This is a genomic window from Nitrospirota bacterium, assembly GCA_030645475.1.
Taxonomy (GTDB): domain Bacteria; phylum Nitrospirota; class Nitrospiria; order Nitrospirales; family Nitrospiraceae; genus Palsa-1315.
On record JAUSMA010000033.1, the window covers coordinates 17962 to 37589 of the forward strand.

At 56.5% G+C, this 19628-nt stretch carries 15 protein-coding genes; all 15 read left to right on the forward strand.

Annotated elements, in window-relative coordinates; all coding sequences use genetic code 11:
• Window positions 1–4: 4 nt before the first annotated feature.
• Entirely contained in the window at window positions 5–952 is a 948-nt protein-coding gene (locus Q7U76_08045) for a bifunctional riboflavin kinase/FAD synthetase (GenBank protein ID MDO8356323.1), read from the forward strand.
• Window positions 953–954: 2 nt separating this feature from the next.
• Window positions 955–2436 (forward strand): tRNA lysidine(34) synthetase TilS, encoded by a 1482-nt coding sequence (tilS, locus tag Q7U76_08050; GenBank protein MDO8356324.1) that lies wholly within the window; start codon window positions 955–957, stop codon window positions 2434–2436.
• Between the two features lie 7 nt (window positions 2437–2443).
• On the forward strand, window positions 2444–2983 hold the full coding sequence (gene hpt / locus Q7U76_08055; GenBank protein MDO8356325.1) for a hypoxanthine phosphoribosyltransferase: 540 nt from the start codon (window positions 2444–2446) through the stop codon (window positions 2981–2983).
• A 103-nt stretch (window positions 2984–3086) separates the two neighbouring features.
• Window positions 3087–4898 carry an ATP-dependent zinc metalloprotease FtsH gene (ftsH, locus tag Q7U76_08060; GenBank protein MDO8356326.1) on the forward strand — a complete coding sequence of 604 codons (1812 nt, stop codon included), beginning with the start codon at window positions 3087–3089 and terminating at the stop codon, window positions 4896–4898.
• 186 nt (window positions 4899–5084) lie between these two features.
• On the forward strand, window positions 5085–5969 hold the full coding sequence (gene folP / locus Q7U76_08065; GenBank protein ID MDO8356327.1) for a dihydropteroate synthase: 885 nt from the start codon (window positions 5085–5087) through the stop codon (window positions 5967–5969).
• Window positions 5962–7311 (forward strand): phosphoglucosamine mutase, encoded by a 1350-nt coding sequence (gene glmM / locus Q7U76_08070; protein MDO8356328.1) that lies wholly within the window; start codon window positions 5962–5964, stop codon window positions 7309–7311. Before folP ends, glmM begins: the two co-directional genes overlap by 8 nt.
• 37 nt (window positions 7312–7348) lie before the next feature.
• A complete protein-coding gene (locus Q7U76_08075; protein ID MDO8356329.1) occupies window positions 7349–9889 on the forward strand; it encodes a DNA internalization-related competence protein ComEC/Rec2 in 2541 nt (846 codons plus the stop codon).
• 255 nt (window positions 9890–10144) lie between these two features.
• The gene (locus Q7U76_08080) at window positions 10145–10330 is read left to right on the forward strand and encodes a hypothetical protein (GenBank protein ID MDO8356330.1); all 186 of its coding nucleotides are present in this window, start codon (window positions 10145–10147) and stop codon (window positions 10328–10330) included.
• Between the two features lie 21 nt (window positions 10331–10351).
• Window positions 10352–11395 (forward strand): HD-GYP domain-containing protein, encoded by a 1044-nt coding sequence (locus Q7U76_08085; GenBank protein MDO8356331.1) that lies wholly within the window; start codon window positions 10352–10354, stop codon window positions 11393–11395.
• 79 nt (window positions 11396–11474) lie between these two features.
• Window positions 11475–12203, forward strand: a complete 729-nt coding sequence (locus tag Q7U76_08090; GenBank protein MDO8356332.1) for a hypothetical protein — start codon at window positions 11475–11477, stop codon at window positions 12201–12203.
• 36 nt (window positions 12204–12239) lie between these two features.
• A complete protein-coding gene (locus Q7U76_08095) occupies window positions 12240–14378 on the forward strand; it encodes a polysaccharide biosynthesis tyrosine autokinase (GenBank protein ID MDO8356333.1) in 2139 nt (712 codons plus the stop codon).
• Between the two features lie 24 nt (window positions 14379–14402).
• On the forward strand, window positions 14403–15785 hold the full coding sequence (locus Q7U76_08100) for an O-antigen ligase family protein (protein MDO8356334.1): 1383 nt from the start codon (window positions 14403–14405) through the stop codon (window positions 15783–15785).
• Entirely contained in the window at window positions 15782–16969 is a 1188-nt protein-coding gene (locus tag Q7U76_08105) for a glycosyltransferase family 4 protein (protein ID MDO8356335.1), read from the forward strand. The genes Q7U76_08100 and Q7U76_08105 overlap by 4 nt, the downstream gene beginning before the upstream one ends.
• Window positions 16947–18134 carry a glycosyltransferase family 4 protein gene (locus Q7U76_08110; GenBank protein MDO8356336.1) on the forward strand — a complete coding sequence of 396 codons (1188 nt, stop codon included), beginning with the start codon at window positions 16947–16949 and terminating at the stop codon, window positions 18132–18134. The genes Q7U76_08105 and Q7U76_08110 overlap by 23 nt, the downstream gene beginning before the upstream one ends.
• A gap of 47 nt (window positions 18135–18181) precedes the next feature.
• A complete protein-coding gene (locus Q7U76_08115) occupies window positions 18182–19627 on the forward strand; it encodes an oligosaccharide flippase family protein (GenBank protein MDO8356337.1) in 1446 nt (481 codons plus the stop codon).
• Window position 19628: the final 1 nt, after the last annotated feature.

Consider the following 19628-nt stretch of genomic DNA (forward strand, 5'->3'; position numbering starts at 1 on the left):
GACCATGCTCAAAGTCACGCGTGGGCTGTCCGGTAAATGTCCTCCACGTGCGTATCCAGTCGCCACGATCGGTAATTTCGACGGCCACCACCTAGGCCATCGCGCGCTGCTGCAGACGGTCGTCGAGACGGCCAGGAAGGCGCAGGGGACTGCGCTCGTCCTGACCTTCGATCCGCATCCGGTCAAAATTCTCGCACCCCATATCGACCTTCGCTTTCTGACCAGCCCCGAGGAAAAGTTGGCGCATTTCGAGGCCGCAGGAATCGATGAAGTGGTGTTTCTGGAGTTTAGCCCCACATTCGCAGCGATGAGTCCTGATGAATTTGCAGAAGGCATCCTGCATCGATCTCTCACCCTCTCCGAACTGTTTGTCGGGAATCATTTTGCCTTTGGGAAGGGTCGGGCAGGACATATCGAAGATCTCATACGTCTCGGTGGGCTGTATAGTTTCCGCGTGCATCCTGTGACTCCCGTGATGCTTGAGGGAGGCGTGGTGAGTTCGACCAGGATTCGTCAGCTCATTCAGGCAGGGAACGTGGAGCAGGCTGCCACGCTCCTCGGGCGTTTCTACGGGATTCGCGGTACGGTAGTGCATGGGATGCAGCAGGGGGAAGCGATGGGCTGGCCCACGGCGAATCTACAGATCCCGGTCGATCGCGTCGTGCCGCCTGATGGCGTCTATGCCGCGAGAACGGTCCACGGGGCTCAGACGTCTGATGCGATCGCCTATATCGGGACCAGGCCGACTTTCGGTGCAGGGGAGCGCCTGATTGAAGTCAATTTATTGGATCAGCGCTGCGATCTCTATGGCCAGGAGATCACCGTGCAGTTTGTGGCGCGCGTGCGCGGCGATCATACCTTTGCCTCTGCCGATGAGCTGTCGCAGCAGATCGTCCGTGATGTGGCGCAGGCGCGCAGGAGCTTGCAGCGAATCCCACAGGGAGTTCAGTGACCATGGCTGTTGAGGCGGCGATCACGCGGACGTCCAGCAGACCTGCTGTACGTCTGGCTTTATTGACTCATCTCGTGCGAACGGTGCGTCAGCACCAGCTATTCGTTCCCGGCCAGCACCTCTTGGTGGCGGTATCGGGCGGGCCCGATTCGATCGCGCTGTTGTCTCTGCTGCATCGCCTGGCCCAGTCCTGGAGACTCACGCTCACGGCAATCCATTGTAACTACGGCTTGCGTGGAGCGGAGTCCGACGGCGATGAATCGTTTGTCAGGGATTTTTGTCAGGAACGGCAGCTGTCTCTTGTCATCCATCGACCCACGCTGGTCAAACGACGCCAGCGCTCATCGCTTCAGGCCAGGGCCCGTGACGCACGGTATGACTTCATGCGGCAATTGGCTTATGAGGTCGGGGCTGTCCGCATTGCGGTTGGTCATACCGCCAATGACCAGGCTGAAACGGTGCTCATGCGGATGTTGCGCGGGGCAGGGATGGCCGGGTTAGCCGGGATCCCGTATACGCGTGAGGACGGAATCATTCGCCCGCTCTTGGCCTCCACTCGTGAGGAGGTGTTGACCTATTTGGGGCATGAAGGACTGACCTACCGCCGCGACTCGAGCAATGAGAAGCCGCTCTATTATCGTAACCGGATTAGGAAAGACCTCCTTCCGGTGATCACTCGGTTGGCTCCGGCTGCCGTCCGTGTGCTGCAGCGACAGGCAGATGTTGTGCGTGAAGACGAACGGTACTTGGAACAGGTGACGAGGGATTTGGTGCAGGCGCTCGTGAGTCCTGATTTCGGAGGCGTGCAACGAGTCAATCTCCAGGCCTTCATGGAGTTGCCGGTTGCTCTTCAGCGGAGGCTCGTTCGGACAATCTTACGGACCTATGACGAAGAGGGGCGCGCGAGTAGCCTTCAGGTGGTGGAGTCGGTTCGGTATGTTTTGCTCAAGGGAAAGACCGGAGTTCGGCTGTCGTTGACGCAGGCCCTCGTGATTCTGGATCAGGGGTCGGTGCAATTTCGTCCCGTAGGAGGGGAGGACAAGGGGGCGGTTGGTGCGGGCCAGAGAAAGGGTGAGAGCCTCCGTCTTTCAGTGCCGTCAACGGTCTATTGGGCTAGAACGAATCAGCAAATTCATGTACAACGTATGGCTCGCCATGATGCGGAGCCGGGAGACGTGGGTTTGTCAGTACAACGAGCCTTGTTCGATGCCGACCGATGCTCGGAGCCGCTTCTGGTTCGGTCCTGGCAAGTCGGCGATCGATTCTCTCCTCGAGGGATGAAGGGGAAGAGTCAGAAACTCCAAGATTTCTTTACCGATCGGAAGATCGCGCGTTGCCGGCGGGAGGAGATTCCATTGTTGGTCGCGCCCGAAGGGATTCTGTGGGTCGTGGGGATGCGGCAGGATGAACGTTTCGTGGTCCGTCGAGGGACAACCAACTGTCTGATGGTATCGGTGAGCCATAGGGACTTAGAGAAGGAGTAGAGGGAGCATGGAACGGATTTTCGGTCGACCGATCGTGACGCAGGAAGAAATGCGTGCGAGGATTCGTGAATTGGGCAAGCAGGTCACGACCGATTATACCGGGAAGGATCTCGTCTTGGTCGGCGTGTTGAAGGGGGCCTATGCGTTTTATGCCGATCTGGCTCGCGCAATCAGGATCCCGATGCGGGTGGATTTTTTGATGGTGACCAGTTACGGGTCCCGGGCAAAAACATCCGGTAAAGTGAAAATGGTCACCGAACTGACCGAGGATATCAAGGGCAAAGATGTCTTGTTGGTTGAGGATATCGTCGACTCCGGACTGACCGTTCAATATCTGGTCAAGACCTTGGCGAAGAAGAAACCCCGCTCGATCAAAGTTTGTACGTTGTTGAGTAAGCCCGACCGGCGGACCATCGACGTCGCCATCGATTACGTGGGGTTCAATATTCCCAATAAGTATGTGATTGGGTATGGGCTTGATTACCAACAGAAGTATCGAAACCTTCCCTATCTGGCCGTGTTGGATGTGGAGGAGGATCAAGAGTAAGCGTATTGTCGTACGGTTGTCAGTATGAATGGGCATGTGGTAGCATCATCAAAGTGCGTGGTTTTTCTCACCAATTAAGCGTGCCATCCACAAGGAGATCTGGATGAATTCCAGGGCAAAGAATCTACTATTTTGGGTCGTCGTCGGCCTCTTCATGATTTTGCTATTCAACCTGTTCAGCGTGCCAACTCATGCGCCTGAAGAAGATGTCATTTTTAGTGAGTTTATGGCCAAGCTCGATAAGGGTGAGATCGAGCGAGTCATCATTAAATCGAGCCATATCAGTGCCGTGCTGAAAGACAAGACCCGTATTCGCACCTACTCGGTGGAATATCCTGAGTTGGTAAAGGTGTTGCGGGAGCGGGGCGTACAAATCGAGGCGAAGCCACCTGATGAAAGCCCTTGGTATATTACGTTCTTGGTAACTTGGGGGCCGTTTGTCCTGTTCCTGGGCTTGTGGTTTTTCTTGATGCGGCAAATGCAGATGGGGGGCAACAAAGCGCTTTCATTTGGGAAGAGCCGCGCTCGTCTGCTGACCGAAGAGCGGAAGAAGGTGATGTTCTCCGATGTTGCAGGCGTCGATGAAGCCAAGGAAGAAGTGCTTGAGATCATCGAGTTTCTGAAGGACCCGCGCCGGTTTCAAAAGCTTGGCGGCCGCATTCCCAAGGGTGTCTTGATCGTTGGCCCTCCCGGCACTGGAAAGACATTGTTAGCCAAGGCGATTGCCGGCGAAGCCAGTGTGCCGTTCTTCAGCATTAGCGGATCGGACTTCGTGGAAATGTTCGTCGGCGTTGGCGCATCCCGTGTTCGCGATCTCTTCGAGCAGGGGAAAAAACATGCGCCCTGTATCATCTTCATCGATGAAATCGATGCCGTTGGCCGGCTGCGTGGAGCGGGGTTGGGCGGAGGGCATGACGAGCGTGAACAGACGCTGAATCAATTGCTCGTCGAGATGGACGGATTCGATACGACAGAAGGTGTTATTTTGGTCGCGGCGACCAATCGGCCGGATGTTCTCGACCCTGCCTTGCTCAGGCCGGGCCGCTTTGATCGGCAAGTTGTCGTCAATCGGCCTGATTTGCGTGGCCGCACTGAAATTCTCAAGGTGCACACAAAAAAGGTTCCGATTGCCACGAACGTGGAGCTGGAAAAGATTGCACGTGGCACACCTGGATTCTCAGGGGCCGACCTGGAGAATTTGGTGAATGAAGCGGCACTCTGGGCCGCAAGACAGAATAAAAAAGAAGTGGAAGTCGTCGACTTCGAGATGGCCAAAGACAAAGTGCTGATGGGGGCTGAACGGAAGAGCCTGATCTTGAGCGATGAGGAGAAGCGGACGACGGCCTATCATGAAGCCGGGCATGCGTTGATCGCCAAGCTGATTCCTGGAACCGATCCGGTGCATAAAGTCACGATCATTCCACGGGGCCGTGCTCTGGGTGTGACGATGCAGCTCCCCACCGATGATCGGCACAACTACTCGAAGGAGTTCTTGTATAACAACCTCGCCATTCTCATGGGTGGGCGTGTGGCGGAAGAGCTGGTGTTGAAGCACATTACGACCGGAGCGGGGAACGATCTTGAGCGGGCGACAGATCTTGCGCGGAAGATGGTCTGTGAGTGGGGCATGAGTGAAAAGTTGGGCCCTCTGACATTCGGCAAGAAAGAAGAAGAAGTGTTTCTCGGGAGAGAGTTCGGGAGCCGGCGTGATTTCAGCGACCAGATCGCATTGGAGATCGACCAGGAAGTCAAACGGCTTGTGACGGAAAACTATGAGCGGGCGAAGCGGTTGCTCACAGAGCACATGGCCAGCTTGAAGGGTTTGGCGGAAGCACTCTTGGAGAAAGAGGTACTCGACTCAACCGATATCGACCAGATTATCACGCAGTCCACATCTCAGACAGTTCCTGCCTAATATTCAGTCACTGATTCCGGGACTCCATCTCAGGGCATTGGAGTCCCGGGCAGTACATCTGCAAGACGATAGGCGAGAGGGTATTCCTTCTCGCGATGCTCAGTTGTGACATGTATCAAGATGCGGCTACGATGAGTGGCTGTTTCTGGCCGCGTGATCAGTCTATATACGTGGAGGCGTAGTCGTGTGGTGTTAGATCTTAGGGCATTGATGCGGCAGGCGAAGGATCGGCTGATCGAATTTCCAGGTCGTCCATTATTGATGGGGGTCGTGAACGTGACGCCGGATTCATTCTCGGACGGTGGGCGCTATTTGGATGCGGAAGCCGCCGTCACCCATGCCATTCAATTAGTGGAAGAAGGGGCCGATCTCTTGGATATCGGAGCTGAGTCCACGCGCCCAGGCGCCGATCCCGTTGATGAGGCAGAAGAGCTCCGTCGTGCGATTCCCGTGGTAACCGCTGTCGCAAGAGCTGTCACGGTTCCGATTTCCATCGATACCTCGAAAGCCTCTGTCGCACAGGCGGCCCTCGATGCAGGCGCCGTGCTGGTAAACGATGTCACCGCCTTACGCGGCGATCCTACGATGGCCGAGGTCATTGCCCGTACGGGGGCCGGGATTATTCTCATGCACATGCAAGGCACGCCGCGCACGATGCAACAGGTTCCACATTATGAGGATGTGATCGGCGAGGTTGCCGCATTTTTCGAGGAACGAATTCGCTTTGCGACGACCCATGGGATTGGGCAAAGACAAATCGTGCTTGATCCTGGCATCGGATTTGGTAAGCTGCTCGTACATAACCTTACGCTGTTGGCCCGACTACACCGTTTCGCATGTTTTGGATGCCCCTTACTGGTGGGCGTGTCACGCAAGACATTTCTTGGACAGCTTGTGGATCGACCGGTTCAGGAGCGTCAGTGGGCGACGGCGGCGGCGGTGGCGATGGCAGTCGAGCGTGGAGCAGGAATCCTTCGCGTGCATGATGTGCGTGCCATGAAAGATGTGATGCAGGTGACCGTGGCAATCAGTCAGGAAACGACCGTATCCATGAAAGCTCAGCATGCGTAAATTATTCGGTACAGACGGAGTTCGAGGGGTCGCCAACCTCGATCCGATGACCAGCGAAATGGCCATGCAGCTGGGACGGGCCGCCGCACATTTGTTTATGCGCCGAGCGGGACGCCATCAGATTGTGATCGGCAAAGATACTCGCATTTCCGGTTATATGTTGGAGTCGGCGTTGATCTCCGGGATTTGCTCGATGGGTGTCGATGTGTTGGTAGTCGGTCCAATGCCGACTCCGGCGATCGCGTTCTTGACGAGGAGTCTCCGCGCCGATGCAGGGGTGATGATCTCGGCTTCGCACAATCCCTATCAGGATAATGGCATCAAGTTTTTCTCCAACGATGGATTGAAGTTGCCCGATGAGATGGAAGCGCGTATTGAGGAATTGATCGTCTCGAATGAGATTGCCCATCTTCGGCCGACGGCCGATGCCATCGGGAAGGCCTATCGAATCGATGATGCCGAAGGGCGGTATATCGAGTTCGTCAAGCGCTCGTTGCCGAAGGAGCTCGATTTTCAGGGCCTCAAAGTGGTGGTCGATTGTGCAAATGGCGCAGCGTATAAGGTTGCGCCGAAAGTACTGCGCGAGCTCGGGGCGAAGGTCGAGGTGATCGGCGATAAACCGGACGGGATGAATATCAATGCCGGCTGTGGGGCCGTCCACCCGCAACTGCTGCAGCAGGTCGTCCGTACGCAGGGAGCCGATATTGGAATTGCCTTGGACGGGGACGCCGATCGCGCCATTTTCGTCTGCGAACAGGGGACTGTTGTGGATGGTGATCATATCATGGCGATGTTGGCGTTGGACCTTCATGGTCAGGGCCAGTTGGCGAAGCAAACGGTAGTGGGGACTGTCATGAGCAACTTCGGACTGGAGCTTGCCATGACGAAAGCCGGTATTACGCTGGTGCGGACTGCCGTCGGTGACAGATATTTACTCGAACGGATGTCTGCTGAGGGGTACAACTTCGGAGGGGAGCAGTCGGGCCATTTCATCTTCCTGGATCATAATACGACCGGTGACGGGTTACTCTCGGCATTACAAGTTCTCTCGCTGATGAAGCGCACGGGCAAACCGTTGTCAGAGTTGGCTAAAGCCATGACGGCGGTGCCACAAGTATTACTTAACGTGAAGGTGACGAAGAAACCGAAACTCGATACAGTCCCAGAACTGCAACAGGCTATACGTGAGAGTGAGCAGCGTCTCAATGGTAGTGGACGCGTGTTGGTGCGTTACTCCGGGACCGAATCATTGCTGCGGGTGATGGTCGAAGGGGAGCGTGACGATACAATTCGTGATGTGGCCAATCGGCTGGTCGACGTCGTCAAGACGCATTTAGGGTAGAGTTGTCGTCTTCCCCAATTCCTGTTGAGGGAGGCTCATGCTGCCGTCCCTCATTGTGGTTTTCATTATCGGGCTCTTCGTCGGATCTCTGGTTTCCTATTTCCCTCTGTCCGTTTCATTCCTCCTCTTTCTCGCTGCCTGTGGCAGCACTCTCTTCGAACGATTCAATCGACAATCCAGTCCCCAGGCGATAGGGCTCTACGGCGCGCTCTTAGCAGGCGTCGTCTATTGGAGTCTCGCCGTACACCTGCCTGTGCATGCTCCGATGGTCGAGCCCCCTTCCGATACGATGACCCAAGTGATCGGTCGTATTGTGGCACCGGTGCAACAGTCGCCGGATCGACTGGTAATGATCGTCAAGCCGGATAATTCTGTGGGAGATTCGGGAGCAATCAGGCATGTTCGGCTGACCTGGCGGACTCCTGATCGACTCTTCTTTCAAGGGGATCGGATCCGTTTTCAGACTCGGTTGCGCCCTCCAAGTGGGTCATTGAATCCTGGCGGATTCGATTATGCGGTCTATCTTGAGCATCAAGGGATCGATGTCATGGGTACGGTGACGGGAGCTGAGGCGGTGCAGCTTCTTGAGTCTGGGCACGCGCATGCCTGGTGGGCGATCTGGAATCAGTTCGATCGGTGGAGGAGTGGTATCCGGCTCGCCGCGCTGCAGACCCTTCCACAACCGGCAGTGGGGCTTTATCTAGGCATCATCATCGGTGATCGGGGGTATTTGGACCCAGACCTGCGCGATCAGTTCATGATAACCGGGACGGTTCATCTCCTGTCAATTTCCGGAAGTCATTTGGGCCTTGTCGCACTGCTCATCTTCGCGGTGGTCAGATGGGGCGTGATTCTGTTGCCCGCTGATTGGTTACTGGCGCTGTCCCGGCGCATCACGCCGACTCGCGTGGCTGCGGTCTGTACCATTATTCCAGTGGCTGGCTATGCCTGCTTGGCCGGGGCGGAGCTGGCGACGATGCGTTCGCTGTTGATGGTGGCTGTGGGGCTGAGTGCGATCTGGCTTGGCCAGGAGCGTCGTCTGTTCCATGCCCTCTCTGCCGCTGCGGTTGTGATCCTGTTGCACGACCCTCAGGCGCTATTCGATATTTCCTTTCAGCTCTCGTTTGTGTCCGTCATCGCCATTGCCGGGTGGCTCTCTCGACACAGCGCTGCTGACATAGAAGAGTTACCAGCTGCGCCGTCGTTCCTGAGGACTTGCGTTCAATGGGGGAGAGACTCGATGCTGATGAGTGGAATGGTCACCCTCGTCACGCTTCCTCTTGTGGCCTACTACTTCAATCAGTTGCCCTGGCTTGGTGTCTTCACCAATGTGCTGGCTGTTCCGGTGATGGGCATTCTGCTGGTTCCAATCGGACTGGCCGCAGGCGTCTGGCATATCCTGGTAGAGGGAACGCATCTGCCCATGGCTTCGCTGAATCAGTGGTTACTCGAATCCTTCGTGGATGCGGTTCGCCTGCTGTCAACGTTGCCTGGAGGGGAATGGCATGTGGCAGCACCATCGATTCTTACCATAGTGCTGTTCTATGGATGTCTTGTGTTGTTGTGGCAACGAGTAGGCCTGGTGGCAATACGATGGGGTGCCGGCGCCGGAGTGCTGCTGGTATTACTCTGGTGGGCCTGGTCACCACGAGTATTTCCCGATGGGGATCACTTCCGAGTCACGTTTCTTGATGTCGGCCAGGGTGATAGCGCGGTCATCGAGCTGCCTGACGGTCAGGTCGTCTTGATCGATGGGGGGGCGACGTATGAGCGATTCGATATGGGCCGTGGGGTAGTTGCTCCGTTTCTCTGGAGCCGTGGAATTCACACCATCGACCATGTGATTGGCACACATCCTCAACTGGATCATGTCGGAGGGCTGGCCTGGGTGATCCGCCATTTCAGCGTAAAGAACTATTGGGGCTTGGGCGAGACAAGAGAAGAATTGTTCTATCACCGCTTGGAGCAGTCATTGAGCAGTCGAGGGTTGCAAGAGCAGATGGCCAATGAGGGACAGGAAATTGTATCGTCCGGGCCCTGTCGAATGGTGGTCCTCAACCCACTAGCCGATGAGCTAGTTGGTGCGCCGCTTCATGATCGCTCCTCTGGTGGACATGGCCTGAATAATCGTTCCGTGGTCACGCATCTGACGTGCGGCAGCCACACGATGCTTTTTGCCGCGGATGTTGAACGAGATGGTTTGGCCAGGATGAGGAGTGCGCGGCCTCATGATCCGATCGAGGTGCTCAAGGTGCCTCATCACGGGGCGGTGAGTTCGTTGAATCGTGAATGGTTGGCCTCGGTACATCCCCAGTACGCGGTATTCTCAGCTGGTCGCCATAATTCTTACGGACACCCGGCTGCAGCCGTTCTAGCTGCATATGTGGAGGAAGGGAGCATGGTGTTGCGAACGGATCGAGACGGCGGGGTGTGGTTTGACGGAGGAATCTCTGAGGCGGCGCTTCATGTGCATTGGACACGCGACTTGGTGTGGCAGCCGACGGATAGCGCATCGTGTTTGTGGGCCTGTGAACGGGCTAATTGGACTCGGGTCTGGACTCAGTGGCACGATCGGTAATGTGGACCTTGCCGCATGGCGTGAAGGCCCACACAGGACCATTACTGCTGACTCCCAGGTCGGTCCGAGCATGAGAGATTGCACATTTCACGTCCTGGCAAGACGAATTTCGTCCCTCTCTTCACCCCCGGTGAAGTCTTCATAGCATAAGGCTTCAATTTTGTTCATTTTTCATCATCTGCTAGCAAGGCATAGCATGTGCATTCATTCGTGGTGACTTAGGATCTGTGTGTCTATTTTTAAGGGAGCTAGGGTATGCCAAAACTCGTACGCATCGTGATTCAGTTACCGCTCGACCTCAAAACCCAGCTCGATAACCTGAAACAGCAGGGATACACCACCAGTGGCTTCATCAGGGCAATGTTAGAACGAGAGTTTGCCAAGATGGAAGAGAAGCCAGTCACGCCTTTTCCCGTCGGGAGACGGGCGAATAGCCGTTAGTTGTATGTGCCATATTTGAGCATGAGAGAGGCCGGGGGTAACGTGACGCGGTTAACCGATCTTCTTCGAGGACAGTCGAGTCCGGGCGCCCTTGGTCCTGATGCGAAAAGTCCCATTCATTCGGTTGCGCCGACCGGCCTTCCTGTTTCACCCTCCACACCGGCATCGTCTGTTCCAGAGATCAATTGGTATCAGCGGGCATGTCAGGAACTCCAGGGAATCAAACGAGCGGTCCAGGCGAGACAGCCTTGGCCACTTGATGAAATGGCCAGAATCGCATCCGGTATCGTGGCGTCGATCGGCGCTCATGACAAGCTGGTACAGACTGCTCTGCAGCAAGAAGCCGGTGATTATCTCATCAAAAATGCCGTCAACGTCGCAATTGTGAGTGTGAAGATTGCGGAAGCACTTCGGTATGAGCCAGCGAAGCTCGAGCGGGTTGCCTTGGCCGGATTGCTGCACGATCTCGGTATGTTCCTCCTGCCTGACTCGGTTCTGTATAAGTCTGAAGCGCTGACAGCGGAAGAACGCAAACAGATGAAAGAGCATCCTCAGCAGGGGGCTCATTTGTTCAAGGAAGCTGGAGATGTCTACCCATGGGTAGGAAAGGTCATCCTTCAAGAGCATGAGCGATGGGACGGCAGCGGCTATCCAAGTCAGTTAACGGGGAATCAAATCGACGAATTCGCGCTCATCATTGGGCTGGCAGACGTGTTTGATGCGTTAATGAGTGCGCGGCCCAATCGCAGTGGAGGGTCCCCCCACCGGGCAATTCGTACGTTGCTCGTCGAAGGCAAAACGGTGTTTCCGCATCATCTCCTGAAGGCGTTGATCGATCAACTCTCGATCTACCCCTTAGGCACGGCCGTTCGCTTGAATACCGGGGAAACCGGAATCGTGTTTCAACTGAATCGCCAGTACCCGTTGCGTCCCATTTTACAGATTTCGCAACAGGCTCTCTCTGGTCAGTCACCGTTATCAAAGACAGTGGACTTGCGGGCCGACACGTCCCTTCACATTGTGGAAGTGATGCCTCTCGGTTCCTTATCGGTTGAGTTGCGATAGAACAAGAGGAGATGAGAACGTGCGACAGCTCATATCCCGACATCTCATAGGTTTTCTGGGGGCTGGCTCGATTTGCGCGATGGCATTCATTGGATGCCACAATCCGGCGAGTTCCTCGTTGCCTCCATCGGCCATTAGTCCTCCAGGAACGGTGGTCCCGCCGTTGCCGAAGGGAGATGTCTATGCCGATGAAACGGTTCCGACTGCAGAAACGCCCGTTGAGACTGGCGACACGCTTGAGGTGGTGATTCGCCGCGGCGCAGGCGAAGAAAAGTTCTCCAGCGTGGTCCGGGAGAACGGAAAAATTTCCGTGGGATTTATGGAAGTGGATGTTGGAGGCATGACCGCGGCCGTGGCGGAATCCCGGGTTCAGGAAGCCGCGATTCCCTATATGAAACAGCCGCGTGTGCAGGTGTTGCTGAAGAAAAAGGTTTTAAAGGTCAAGCGTGTCTTCGTCTTCGGGGATGTGAAGAAGCCTGGGATGGTTCCCATGTCGAGACATATGACCGTGATGCAGGCCCTTGCCGCGGTCGATATGTATCATGAGACGGCCTTGATGGAAGAAGTTCGAGTGATCCGAGGCGGCGACCTCTCAAAGCCGAATATGTTGATGGCCGATCTCGCGCGCGCATTTACCTATGGCGATATGACGAGGAATCTCGCGTTGGAGGAAAACGACATCGTCTTTGTGCCGCGCCAACATCTGGGCGACGCCTCCGAAGCTGGGAAAATGATCATGCCGATCATTTCGGCCGGGATTGCGCCATTCTATCCGGCATTTATTATTCCCGCGTTGCTGGGGCGGTGATCGTCACAATCGAGATGAGAGAAGGACGCTGATCCTATGGCCCAATACGAACTCAACGTCATCGATTACTGGCTGATCGTCAAGAAGCGGAAGTATCTCATCCTGCTGGCGGCTGGTCTGGTCGTGTTGTTCACATTCCTATTCTCGGAGATGTTCAAGCCGAGCCCGCTCTACGAAGCGTCGGCGCGTGTGAAGTTCGACCGAACGAGTACAGTGGCACAACAGTTGATCGAGACCATGTCGTTTTCCAACGCCAACGACCTCAACTCCCAGACCGAGTTTATCCGGGGGTTCCCGGTCATGGAGCGCGTAGCGATGGAATTAGGGCTGGTGCCAGCTAGTGTGACGGCGGAAGAGAAGCGGTCGGCAGTGTATCTGAACATGGTCTATAACCTCGGGCAGGAGATTAAGACGCAGCGGGAAGGCGATACGAACATTATCCGTATCACAGCGACCTCGGATCGACCGGAGATGGCAGAGAAGACGGCCAATTCCGTGGCGAATGCCTACCGGCTGGAAAATATCATGACCCGGAATCGGCTCGTGATGGAATCGAGGCGATTTGTCGAGGAACAGCTGGCCGGGCTTGAAAAGCAGTTGAACAATGCGGAAGACGCGCTTCGGGCTTTTCGGGAACGCGAGGGCCAGGTCTTTCTGACCGATGAGGCGCGTGCTGCGCTGGAGACCTTCACCAAGCTGGAGGAGCAGCACAATGAGGTCATGCGAAAGCGGGCGGAAGGCGAGCGGCAGATCTCGGTGCTCAATCGAACCGATGCAGTGATTGGCAATCAAACCGGCCGGATCTTCACGGAGGAGCAGAATGCGCTGCTCACGATCTTGAATCAACGCCTCCTGGATCTCATGCAGGAACGCAACACTCTCTTGATCAATTACACAACGGATCATCCGCAAGTCCGGGAACAGCAGCAGAAAATCGACAACGTCAGGGGTGAGATGGTCCTTGAGCTTCGAGCCAAGCTCAAGACCATGCAGGATCGCGAGGCGACGCTTCTGGATCAGCGGGATCGTTATCGAGGCCGGTATTTGCAGTTCCCGCGCGCGGCGATTCAAATGAGCCGGCTCGAGCGTGAGGTGAAAGTCAACGCCGACCTGTTGGCGACGCTCAAGGCCAAGCATCAAGAGCTGCAGATTAAGAGTGCGGAACAGATTGAGGAGGTCACGATCGTGGCGCCGGCGATCACGCCCGGCGGACCGATCAATGCACCCAATACGCAGTTGAACCTCATGGTGGGCTCGCTCATGGGGATCTTTCTCGGGATCGTGGTCGCGTTTGCGCGCGAATCGTTCGATACCTCGATCGGGACGATCGAAGGCATTGAGGAATTTCTCAAGGTGCCGGTCCTGGGCGTGATTCCGCAGTTCGACGGGAAAGAAATGGAAGAGGCGGCCCGTGCGGCGCTTCCTGCCCGTGCCTCTGCGTCGTCCGTGGAGAATTTCTCGAAACTCATTTGTTTGATCGACCCGAAATCCGTGCTGTCGGAGAGTCTGCGGTCGTTGCGGACGAATATTCAGTTCGCCAGTATGGATCGGAAGGTCAAATCCATCCTCTTTACCAGCGCCGGGCTTGGGGAAGGCAAGAGCACCTGTGTGACCAATTTGGCGATCACACTGGCCCAGGAAGGACAACGAGTGTTACTCGTCGATGCCGACCTTCGGCGGCCGATCGTGCATCAGCGATTGGGCCTTGAGCGGATTCCAGGACTGGCGGATGCCTTGGTCGGCAGTACGTCTTGGCGTCACCATGTCCGATCCGCCACGGATCTGATGCTCGGCCCGATGGGAGTCGATCGTGTGATGAGCACGCCGGGATTAGATAATCTGCATATTCTCACCAGTGGGTCTGAGGTCGGCAATCCGAACGAGTTCCTCAACATGACCAAGATCAAGACACTCGTGAATGAGATGAATGAGGAGTACGATCTCGTGCTCTTCGATTCTCCCCCTATTCTTCCGGTCACAGATGCGGTCGCGTTCAGCTCGCGCGTCGATGGGACGATTCTGGTCTACCAAGTCGGGCGCATCGGTCGGAATGCCCTCAAACGGGCCAAGTTCCTCCTGGACCATGCCCAGGCCAATGTAATGGGCATCGTCTTGACGAACGTGAAGTCCGAGGTCACGCCGGACTACGGTGTGTACCGCTACGAATATCGCTGACGCGGCGCTAGGAGCTGAGATTCCATGCATGCGTCATTGGTGAAATCGCAAGATGCCGTCATCGTTTCGGTGTTGGCCGCCGTACTCGCGTTCGGCCTCACGCTGACGACTCCCATGGTCGGCATCCAGGTTGTCTTCGGTTTTCTTATCGTCCTGATCGCCTTCACCTCGGTACCCGCCGCGCTCTTCCTGCTCATCTTTTCCATGTTACTCTCTCCGGAAATTGCGGTCGGGCATGTGGACGGTCGAGGCGTCGGGGCGCGTGATCTCTCGTTGCGTGTGGACGATCTTCTGCTGGTGATTATCGGATTCAGTTGGCTGGTCAAAACGATTATCTACCGCGATCTGGCCCTCATTCGAGAAACGCCACTCAATCGTCCCATCGCCTACTACATGCTGGCCTGTGTGCTCGCCACACTCATCGGCGTCATCGCCGGACGGGTTCGTCCCCTGACGGGATTTTTCTTCATCCTGAAATACTTTGAATATTTCTTCGTCTTCTTTATGGTAGTGAATCATGTGTCGACTAAACGTCAGGTCGTCAGTTTGGTCACCGCGTTGCTTGCCATCTGCTTCGTCATCAGTGTCTACGCGATTCTTCAAATCCCGAGCGGGCAACGGGCGAGTGCGCCGTTTGAAGGGGAGAGCGGAGAGCCCAATACCCTTGGTGGGTATCTGGTCTTCATCATGGCCATCGTCATGGGCCTGTTTCTCCACTTGAAGTCCAATCCGATTCGGGTGGTACTCGTGCTGCTGATGGGGTTTATCAGTCTCGCGCTGATGGCCACGCTGTCTCGTTCATCGTACCTGGCTGCTGGAGTCTTGATGCTGGCTGTCGCTGCGACGCAGTGGCGGAGACCCGGTGTGCTCGCGTTGATGCTCCTGCTCGCCGTGGCCCTTCCGTTTGTTGTGCCGGACAATGTGAAAAACCGCGTCAACGAGACGTTTTTCGGGCGGCAGTATGGCGGCGAAATCAAAGTCGGGCGTGTCGGGTTGGATCTGTCCACGACTGAGCGGCTGCGTTCCTGGCAATATGTGCTGAATGATTGGCTCCATAGTCCTCTGCTCGGGCGGGGTGTCACCGGGTATGCCTGGGCAGACGCGCAATATGTCAAGATCCTCGGTGAAACGGGTCTTGCCGGTCTGGTCGCATTCATCTTCCTGATCGTCCGCTTGTGGCGCCGCGCGCGGGAGACCTTTCTGTCCGAACAGGATCCCTTCTGTAAAGGATTGGCCCATGGGTTGCTGCTCGGCATGGTGGCCATGCTGGCGCATGGCGTGGGAGCCAATACCTTCATCATCATTCGTATCATGGAGCCATTCTGGCTCTGCGCGGGACTCGTCATGATCTTGCCACGTCTGACATCGGAGCAAACGGACGGCACCCTTCAGCGAGCGCGGGCATGAGGTGGTTCATCTTCTGTTATTGGTATGAGCCGGATGCGCCATCCGATCCCGTCGGGCTTGTCCGGCTCTGGACGTTGGCACGTCAGCTCGTCGAACAAGGCGACAGCGTGACCGTGCTCCCCCCTCGATACCGGTCCTCGTTGCTTCAACGTGGTTTTTCGACCGCGCCGATCCCACTCCTCTCTTGGCCGCTCTTGCGGCCGCTGTCCTATGCGGTGGTTTCCTGTTTCGTCGGACTTGTGCAAGCCTGCAAGTCGAAACCTGACATCGTCTATTACCGGTGGATGGACAGCCCTCATCCGTTGCTCTTTGCGAGACTCGTCGGAGCTCAGTGTGTCTGTGAAGTGAATGGGGAGCCGGTGCCTGATTGGTCGGAGACCGACCGCGGGCTCAAGCTGAGGCTCAAACATTGGCTGGCATCGTTTGCGCTCAGGCGCTGCGATCGGGTGGTTGTCTTGACCGTTGGATTGCGGGATCTCGTCATTCACCGCTATCGGGTTGCTGCTGAGCGAGTGGCCGTAGTACCGAGCGGGACGGATACCGGCTTATTTGCTCCTCAGGACGCCGCGACATGTCGGCATCGACTTGGGTTGGACGCTAATAGGGACTACATTGGTTTTGTCGGGAGCTTTTATCGATATCAAGGACTGCATTGTTTGTTAGATGCGATGGCCATCATCAGGCGGACGAGACCATCTGTGCATCTCCTTTTAGTTGGTGATGGAGAAGCTGCGCCGGAGTTGAAACAGCAAGCAGAACGCTTAGCACTGACTTCGTGCATTACCTGGGCAGGCAGGATACCCTATCGGGAGGTTCCGATCTGGATCGGTTCGACGACGCTCTGCGTGGCTCCGTTCCGAGGGGATAGGGGGGAAACATCTCCGGTCAAAGTGTTTGATTACCTGGCCTGCGGAAGGCCCGTGATTGCCAGCGCGATTCCCTCAGTCTCCGCCATATTTTCTGTTGAGGCCGGAGTCGTCTTGGTTCCGCCTGACGATCCGGTCTCATTGGCTGAGGCGGTGGTAGCTTTACTGGACGACCGGGAACGGCAATCTGATATGGCTACGCAGGGCCGACGTTTCATTGAGCAGGATTATAGTTGGACGCACCTCACGACTCGCTTGAAAGAATGGCTTGCCGCCAGGCAGGTTCCGATACACCATGCGCATTCTTCTGTTCTGTGATGAAGACCTGAGTATTGCAGCAGGCGGAGCCAGGCAGGTTCTTGAATTTGCCAAGGCTCTTTCGTTACGCGGTCATACCATTAAAATTCTTGGCCCTCAGCCTGTTCAAGGACATCAACTCGCGCAGGAGTTTGCCTCGCTGTCGTTCCATCCTGTTTGGGTCTGGCGGATGGCTGGACTCAGGCCCTTTTCCTTTCTGATTGCGTCATGGGCTGTGCTCCGGCAAGAACTGGTGACGTGGCGGCCGGATGTGCTGCTCTGGTTCGATTCACCGGGGCAGATGGCTCCATTGCTCGCCCTGTCCGGCCATCGCTGTGCGAGCGTACTGTTCGTCAACGGATTCCCGGAGGAAGAGGTACAAGGGTTCTGGCGGTTTCCTCTCATACGGTGGGTGCTTCGTACGGCATTGAAAGTTGCGGCGCACCGTGTGGAGGCGGTGGTGAGTATCTGCGGCGAGATCGTGACGCAGATGCAGCAGTCTTGGGGCGTTCTTCCAGAGCGGTGTTTCGTCGTTCGCAATGGAGTCGATGGGGACCGGTTCCACCCTCAATCGCATGGAGCGGCGAGACAGGTCCTCGGCCTTCCTGCCTCAGGCCCCTATATCGGATTTGTCGGGGGATTCTTTCCTTGGCACGGGTTGGAGACGCTGATTGACGCCGTAGGGTTGGTCCGTGACAAGGTGCCCACCGCCACATTTTTGCTGGTGGGAGACGGCCAAACAAGACCTGCCCTTGAAGAACTGGTTCAGCAACGGGGATTGACGGATATCGTCCGCTTTGTCGGTCGGGCCGACTGGGCACAGGTGCCGACATGGATTGCGGCCTGCGATGTCTGTGTCGTCTTGCATCGTCACACTCGATCCTATCCAGGCGACTCTATGAAATTATGGGAATATCTTGCTTGTGGCCGTCCTGTCGTGACGACAGTTGGTCCTGGGTACGGAGAGACGGTGGAGGCGATCGGTTGCGGGCTCGCAGCACAGCCGGACGATGCAGAGGATTTGGCCCGACAGTTGCTCCGCCTGCTTGAAGACCAAGATGCGCGGGCAACAATGGGGGAACGTGGACGGATGGCGGTGGTGCAATCCCATACGTGGGGAGCGCGTGCGCAAGAGTTGGAGCGGGTCTGTCTCGCGGCTCATGCCGCAGCGCAGCGAACAACATGATGACACAGGGCGAGATGACGATCACTGATTCTCAGATGAAGCAGGGCATGGCAGAGCCAGCTCCGCTCCGTCTCCGCCATCGAATTCTCCAGGCCGGTGGATGGGCTGGGGCTGGATTTATATTGGATAAGGTGATCGCAGCTATTCAGCTCATGGTGGTAGCTCGACTCCTGAGCCCGGCTGATTTCGGTGTCATGGCGGCATCCGCGACCATCGTGCTGGCCTTCATGACGATCAGTGAGCTGGGCGTTGAGTCGGCGTTGATCGCCAAGACTGAGGTTGACCGTGAGGATTTGGCGGTTGCCTGGACCATCGCGATTGCGCGGGGAGTGGCCATGGCCGCTTGCCTCTGGACCACGGCCGATGTGATCGGTCAGGTCATGCAGATGCCTCAATTGGCGTCGCTGTTGCGGGTCCATGCCTGGTTACTCGTACTGCAGGGATTGCAGAGTCCGGCGATGGCACTCGTGGCAAAAAGTCTGAACCTGCGCCTTCGTGTCACCATGGACCTCGTCAGACGTGTGATTGAAGCCGGCGCAATCATCTCACTTGCGTTGTGGCTCAGAAACGTCTGGGCGCTTTTGCTTGGGCAACTGCTAGGGATGGGCGTGGGCAGCCTCCTGTCGTTCTGGGTAGCACCGTTCAAGCCGCGCCTCTCGCTCTATGGTCCTGCACGGGAGTACTTGTGGAGTTACGGCAAACATCTGAACGTCACGACGCTCTGTATCTTCGTGGTCATGAGCGGGGGCGAGCTGATGATCGGTCGTATGCTCGGACAGGATTCGCTGGGACTCTATCAGATCGCGTTAGCGATTCCGCTGTTGTTGGGCGTACGGGCCACTGTGTTGATCCATCAGATCAGCATGCCCACCTATGCGTTGCTTCAACGGGATCGACCGGGGGTGATCCGTGTTTTCGAACTGCAAATGGGGCTGGTGGGATTCATCTTTATTCCACTGGCCGCTGCAGTCGCGGTGTTCGCTCCGGTGATTGTGCCCTTGGCATTCGGCTCCCAGTGGCTTGCGATCGTCGACCCTCTGAGGGTGCTGTGCCTGTATGCGGTCTGCGCGGGGTACTCGAGCGTCATGACCGCCCTCCACTATGGGGCGAATCGGCCGGATCTTCAGATGAAGAGCTGGATCGGGCAATGTCTTTTTTACACGTTGGCGATTGTGCCGCTCACCATGAGGTATGGTCTCACTGGCGCCGCTGCTGCGCTGGTCGCCAGTTACCTGGTGGGACTCCTATTACAAGGGATCGGGACGAGAGATCTGATCGGTACGGCAGTGGACGCCGTGTATTGGTCGACCGGGAGAGCCTGGCTCATTGGCGGGGCCCTTGCCGGAGCGATTCTTCTGATGTCTGGAGCCACCTCAGCCGCGCCATCCTCATGGGTATTAGCCGCGGCCTGTCTGGCTGCAGGTGGACTCTATAGTGGCTATCTCTGGCTGATCGAGGTTCCACGGTTGAAAGTGCTCTGGGAGCATCGCTGAC

Bases quoted from the DNA above. Each gene is read 5' to 3' on its own strand.
- Q7U76_08045 (MDO8356323.1), top strand. From the start codon at position 5: ATGCTCAAAGTCACGCGTGGGCTGTCCGGTAAATGTCCTCCACGTGCG.
- tilS (MDO8356324.1), top strand. From the start codon at position 955: ATGGCTGTTGAGGCGGCGATCACGCGGACGTCCAGCAGACCTGCTGTA.
- hpt (MDO8356325.1), top strand. From the start codon at position 2,444: ATGGAACGGATTTTCGGTCGACCGATCGTGACGCAGGAAGAAATGCGT.
- ftsH (MDO8356326.1), top strand. From the start codon at position 3,087: ATGAATTCCAGGGCAAAGAATCTACTATTTTGGGTCGTCGTCGGCCTC.
- glmM (MDO8356328.1), top strand. From the start codon at position 5,962: ATGCGTAAATTATTCGGTACAGACGGAGTTCGAGGGGTCGCCAACCTC.
- Q7U76_08075 (MDO8356329.1), top strand. From the start codon at position 7,349: ATGCTGCCGTCCCTCATTGTGGTTTTCATTATCGGGCTCTTCGTCGGA.
- Q7U76_08080 (MDO8356330.1), top strand. From the start codon at position 10,145: ATGCCAAAACTCGTACGCATCGTGATTCAGTTACCGCTCGACCTCAAA.
- Q7U76_08085 (MDO8356331.1), top strand. From the start codon at position 10,352: ATGAGAGAGGCCGGGGGTAACGTGACGCGGTTAACCGATCTTCTTCGA.
- Q7U76_08090 (MDO8356332.1), top strand. From the start codon at position 11,475: ATGGCATTCATTGGATGCCACAATCCGGCGAGTTCCTCGTTGCCTCCA.
- Q7U76_08095 (MDO8356333.1), top strand. From the start codon at position 12,240: ATGGCCCAATACGAACTCAACGTCATCGATTACTGGCTGATCGTCAAG.
- Q7U76_08100 (MDO8356334.1), top strand. From the start codon at position 14,403: ATGCATGCGTCATTGGTGAAATCGCAAGATGCCGTCATCGTTTCGGTG.
- Q7U76_08105 (MDO8356335.1), top strand. From the start codon at position 15,782: ATGAGGTGGTTCATCTTCTGTTATTGGTATGAGCCGGATGCGCCATCC.
- Q7U76_08110 (MDO8356336.1), top strand. From the start codon at position 16,947: ATGCGCATTCTTCTGTTCTGTGATGAAGACCTGAGTATTGCAGCAGGC.
- Q7U76_08115 (MDO8356337.1), top strand. From the start codon at position 18,182: ATGGCAGAGCCAGCTCCGCTCCGTCTCCGCCATCGAATTCTCCAGGCC.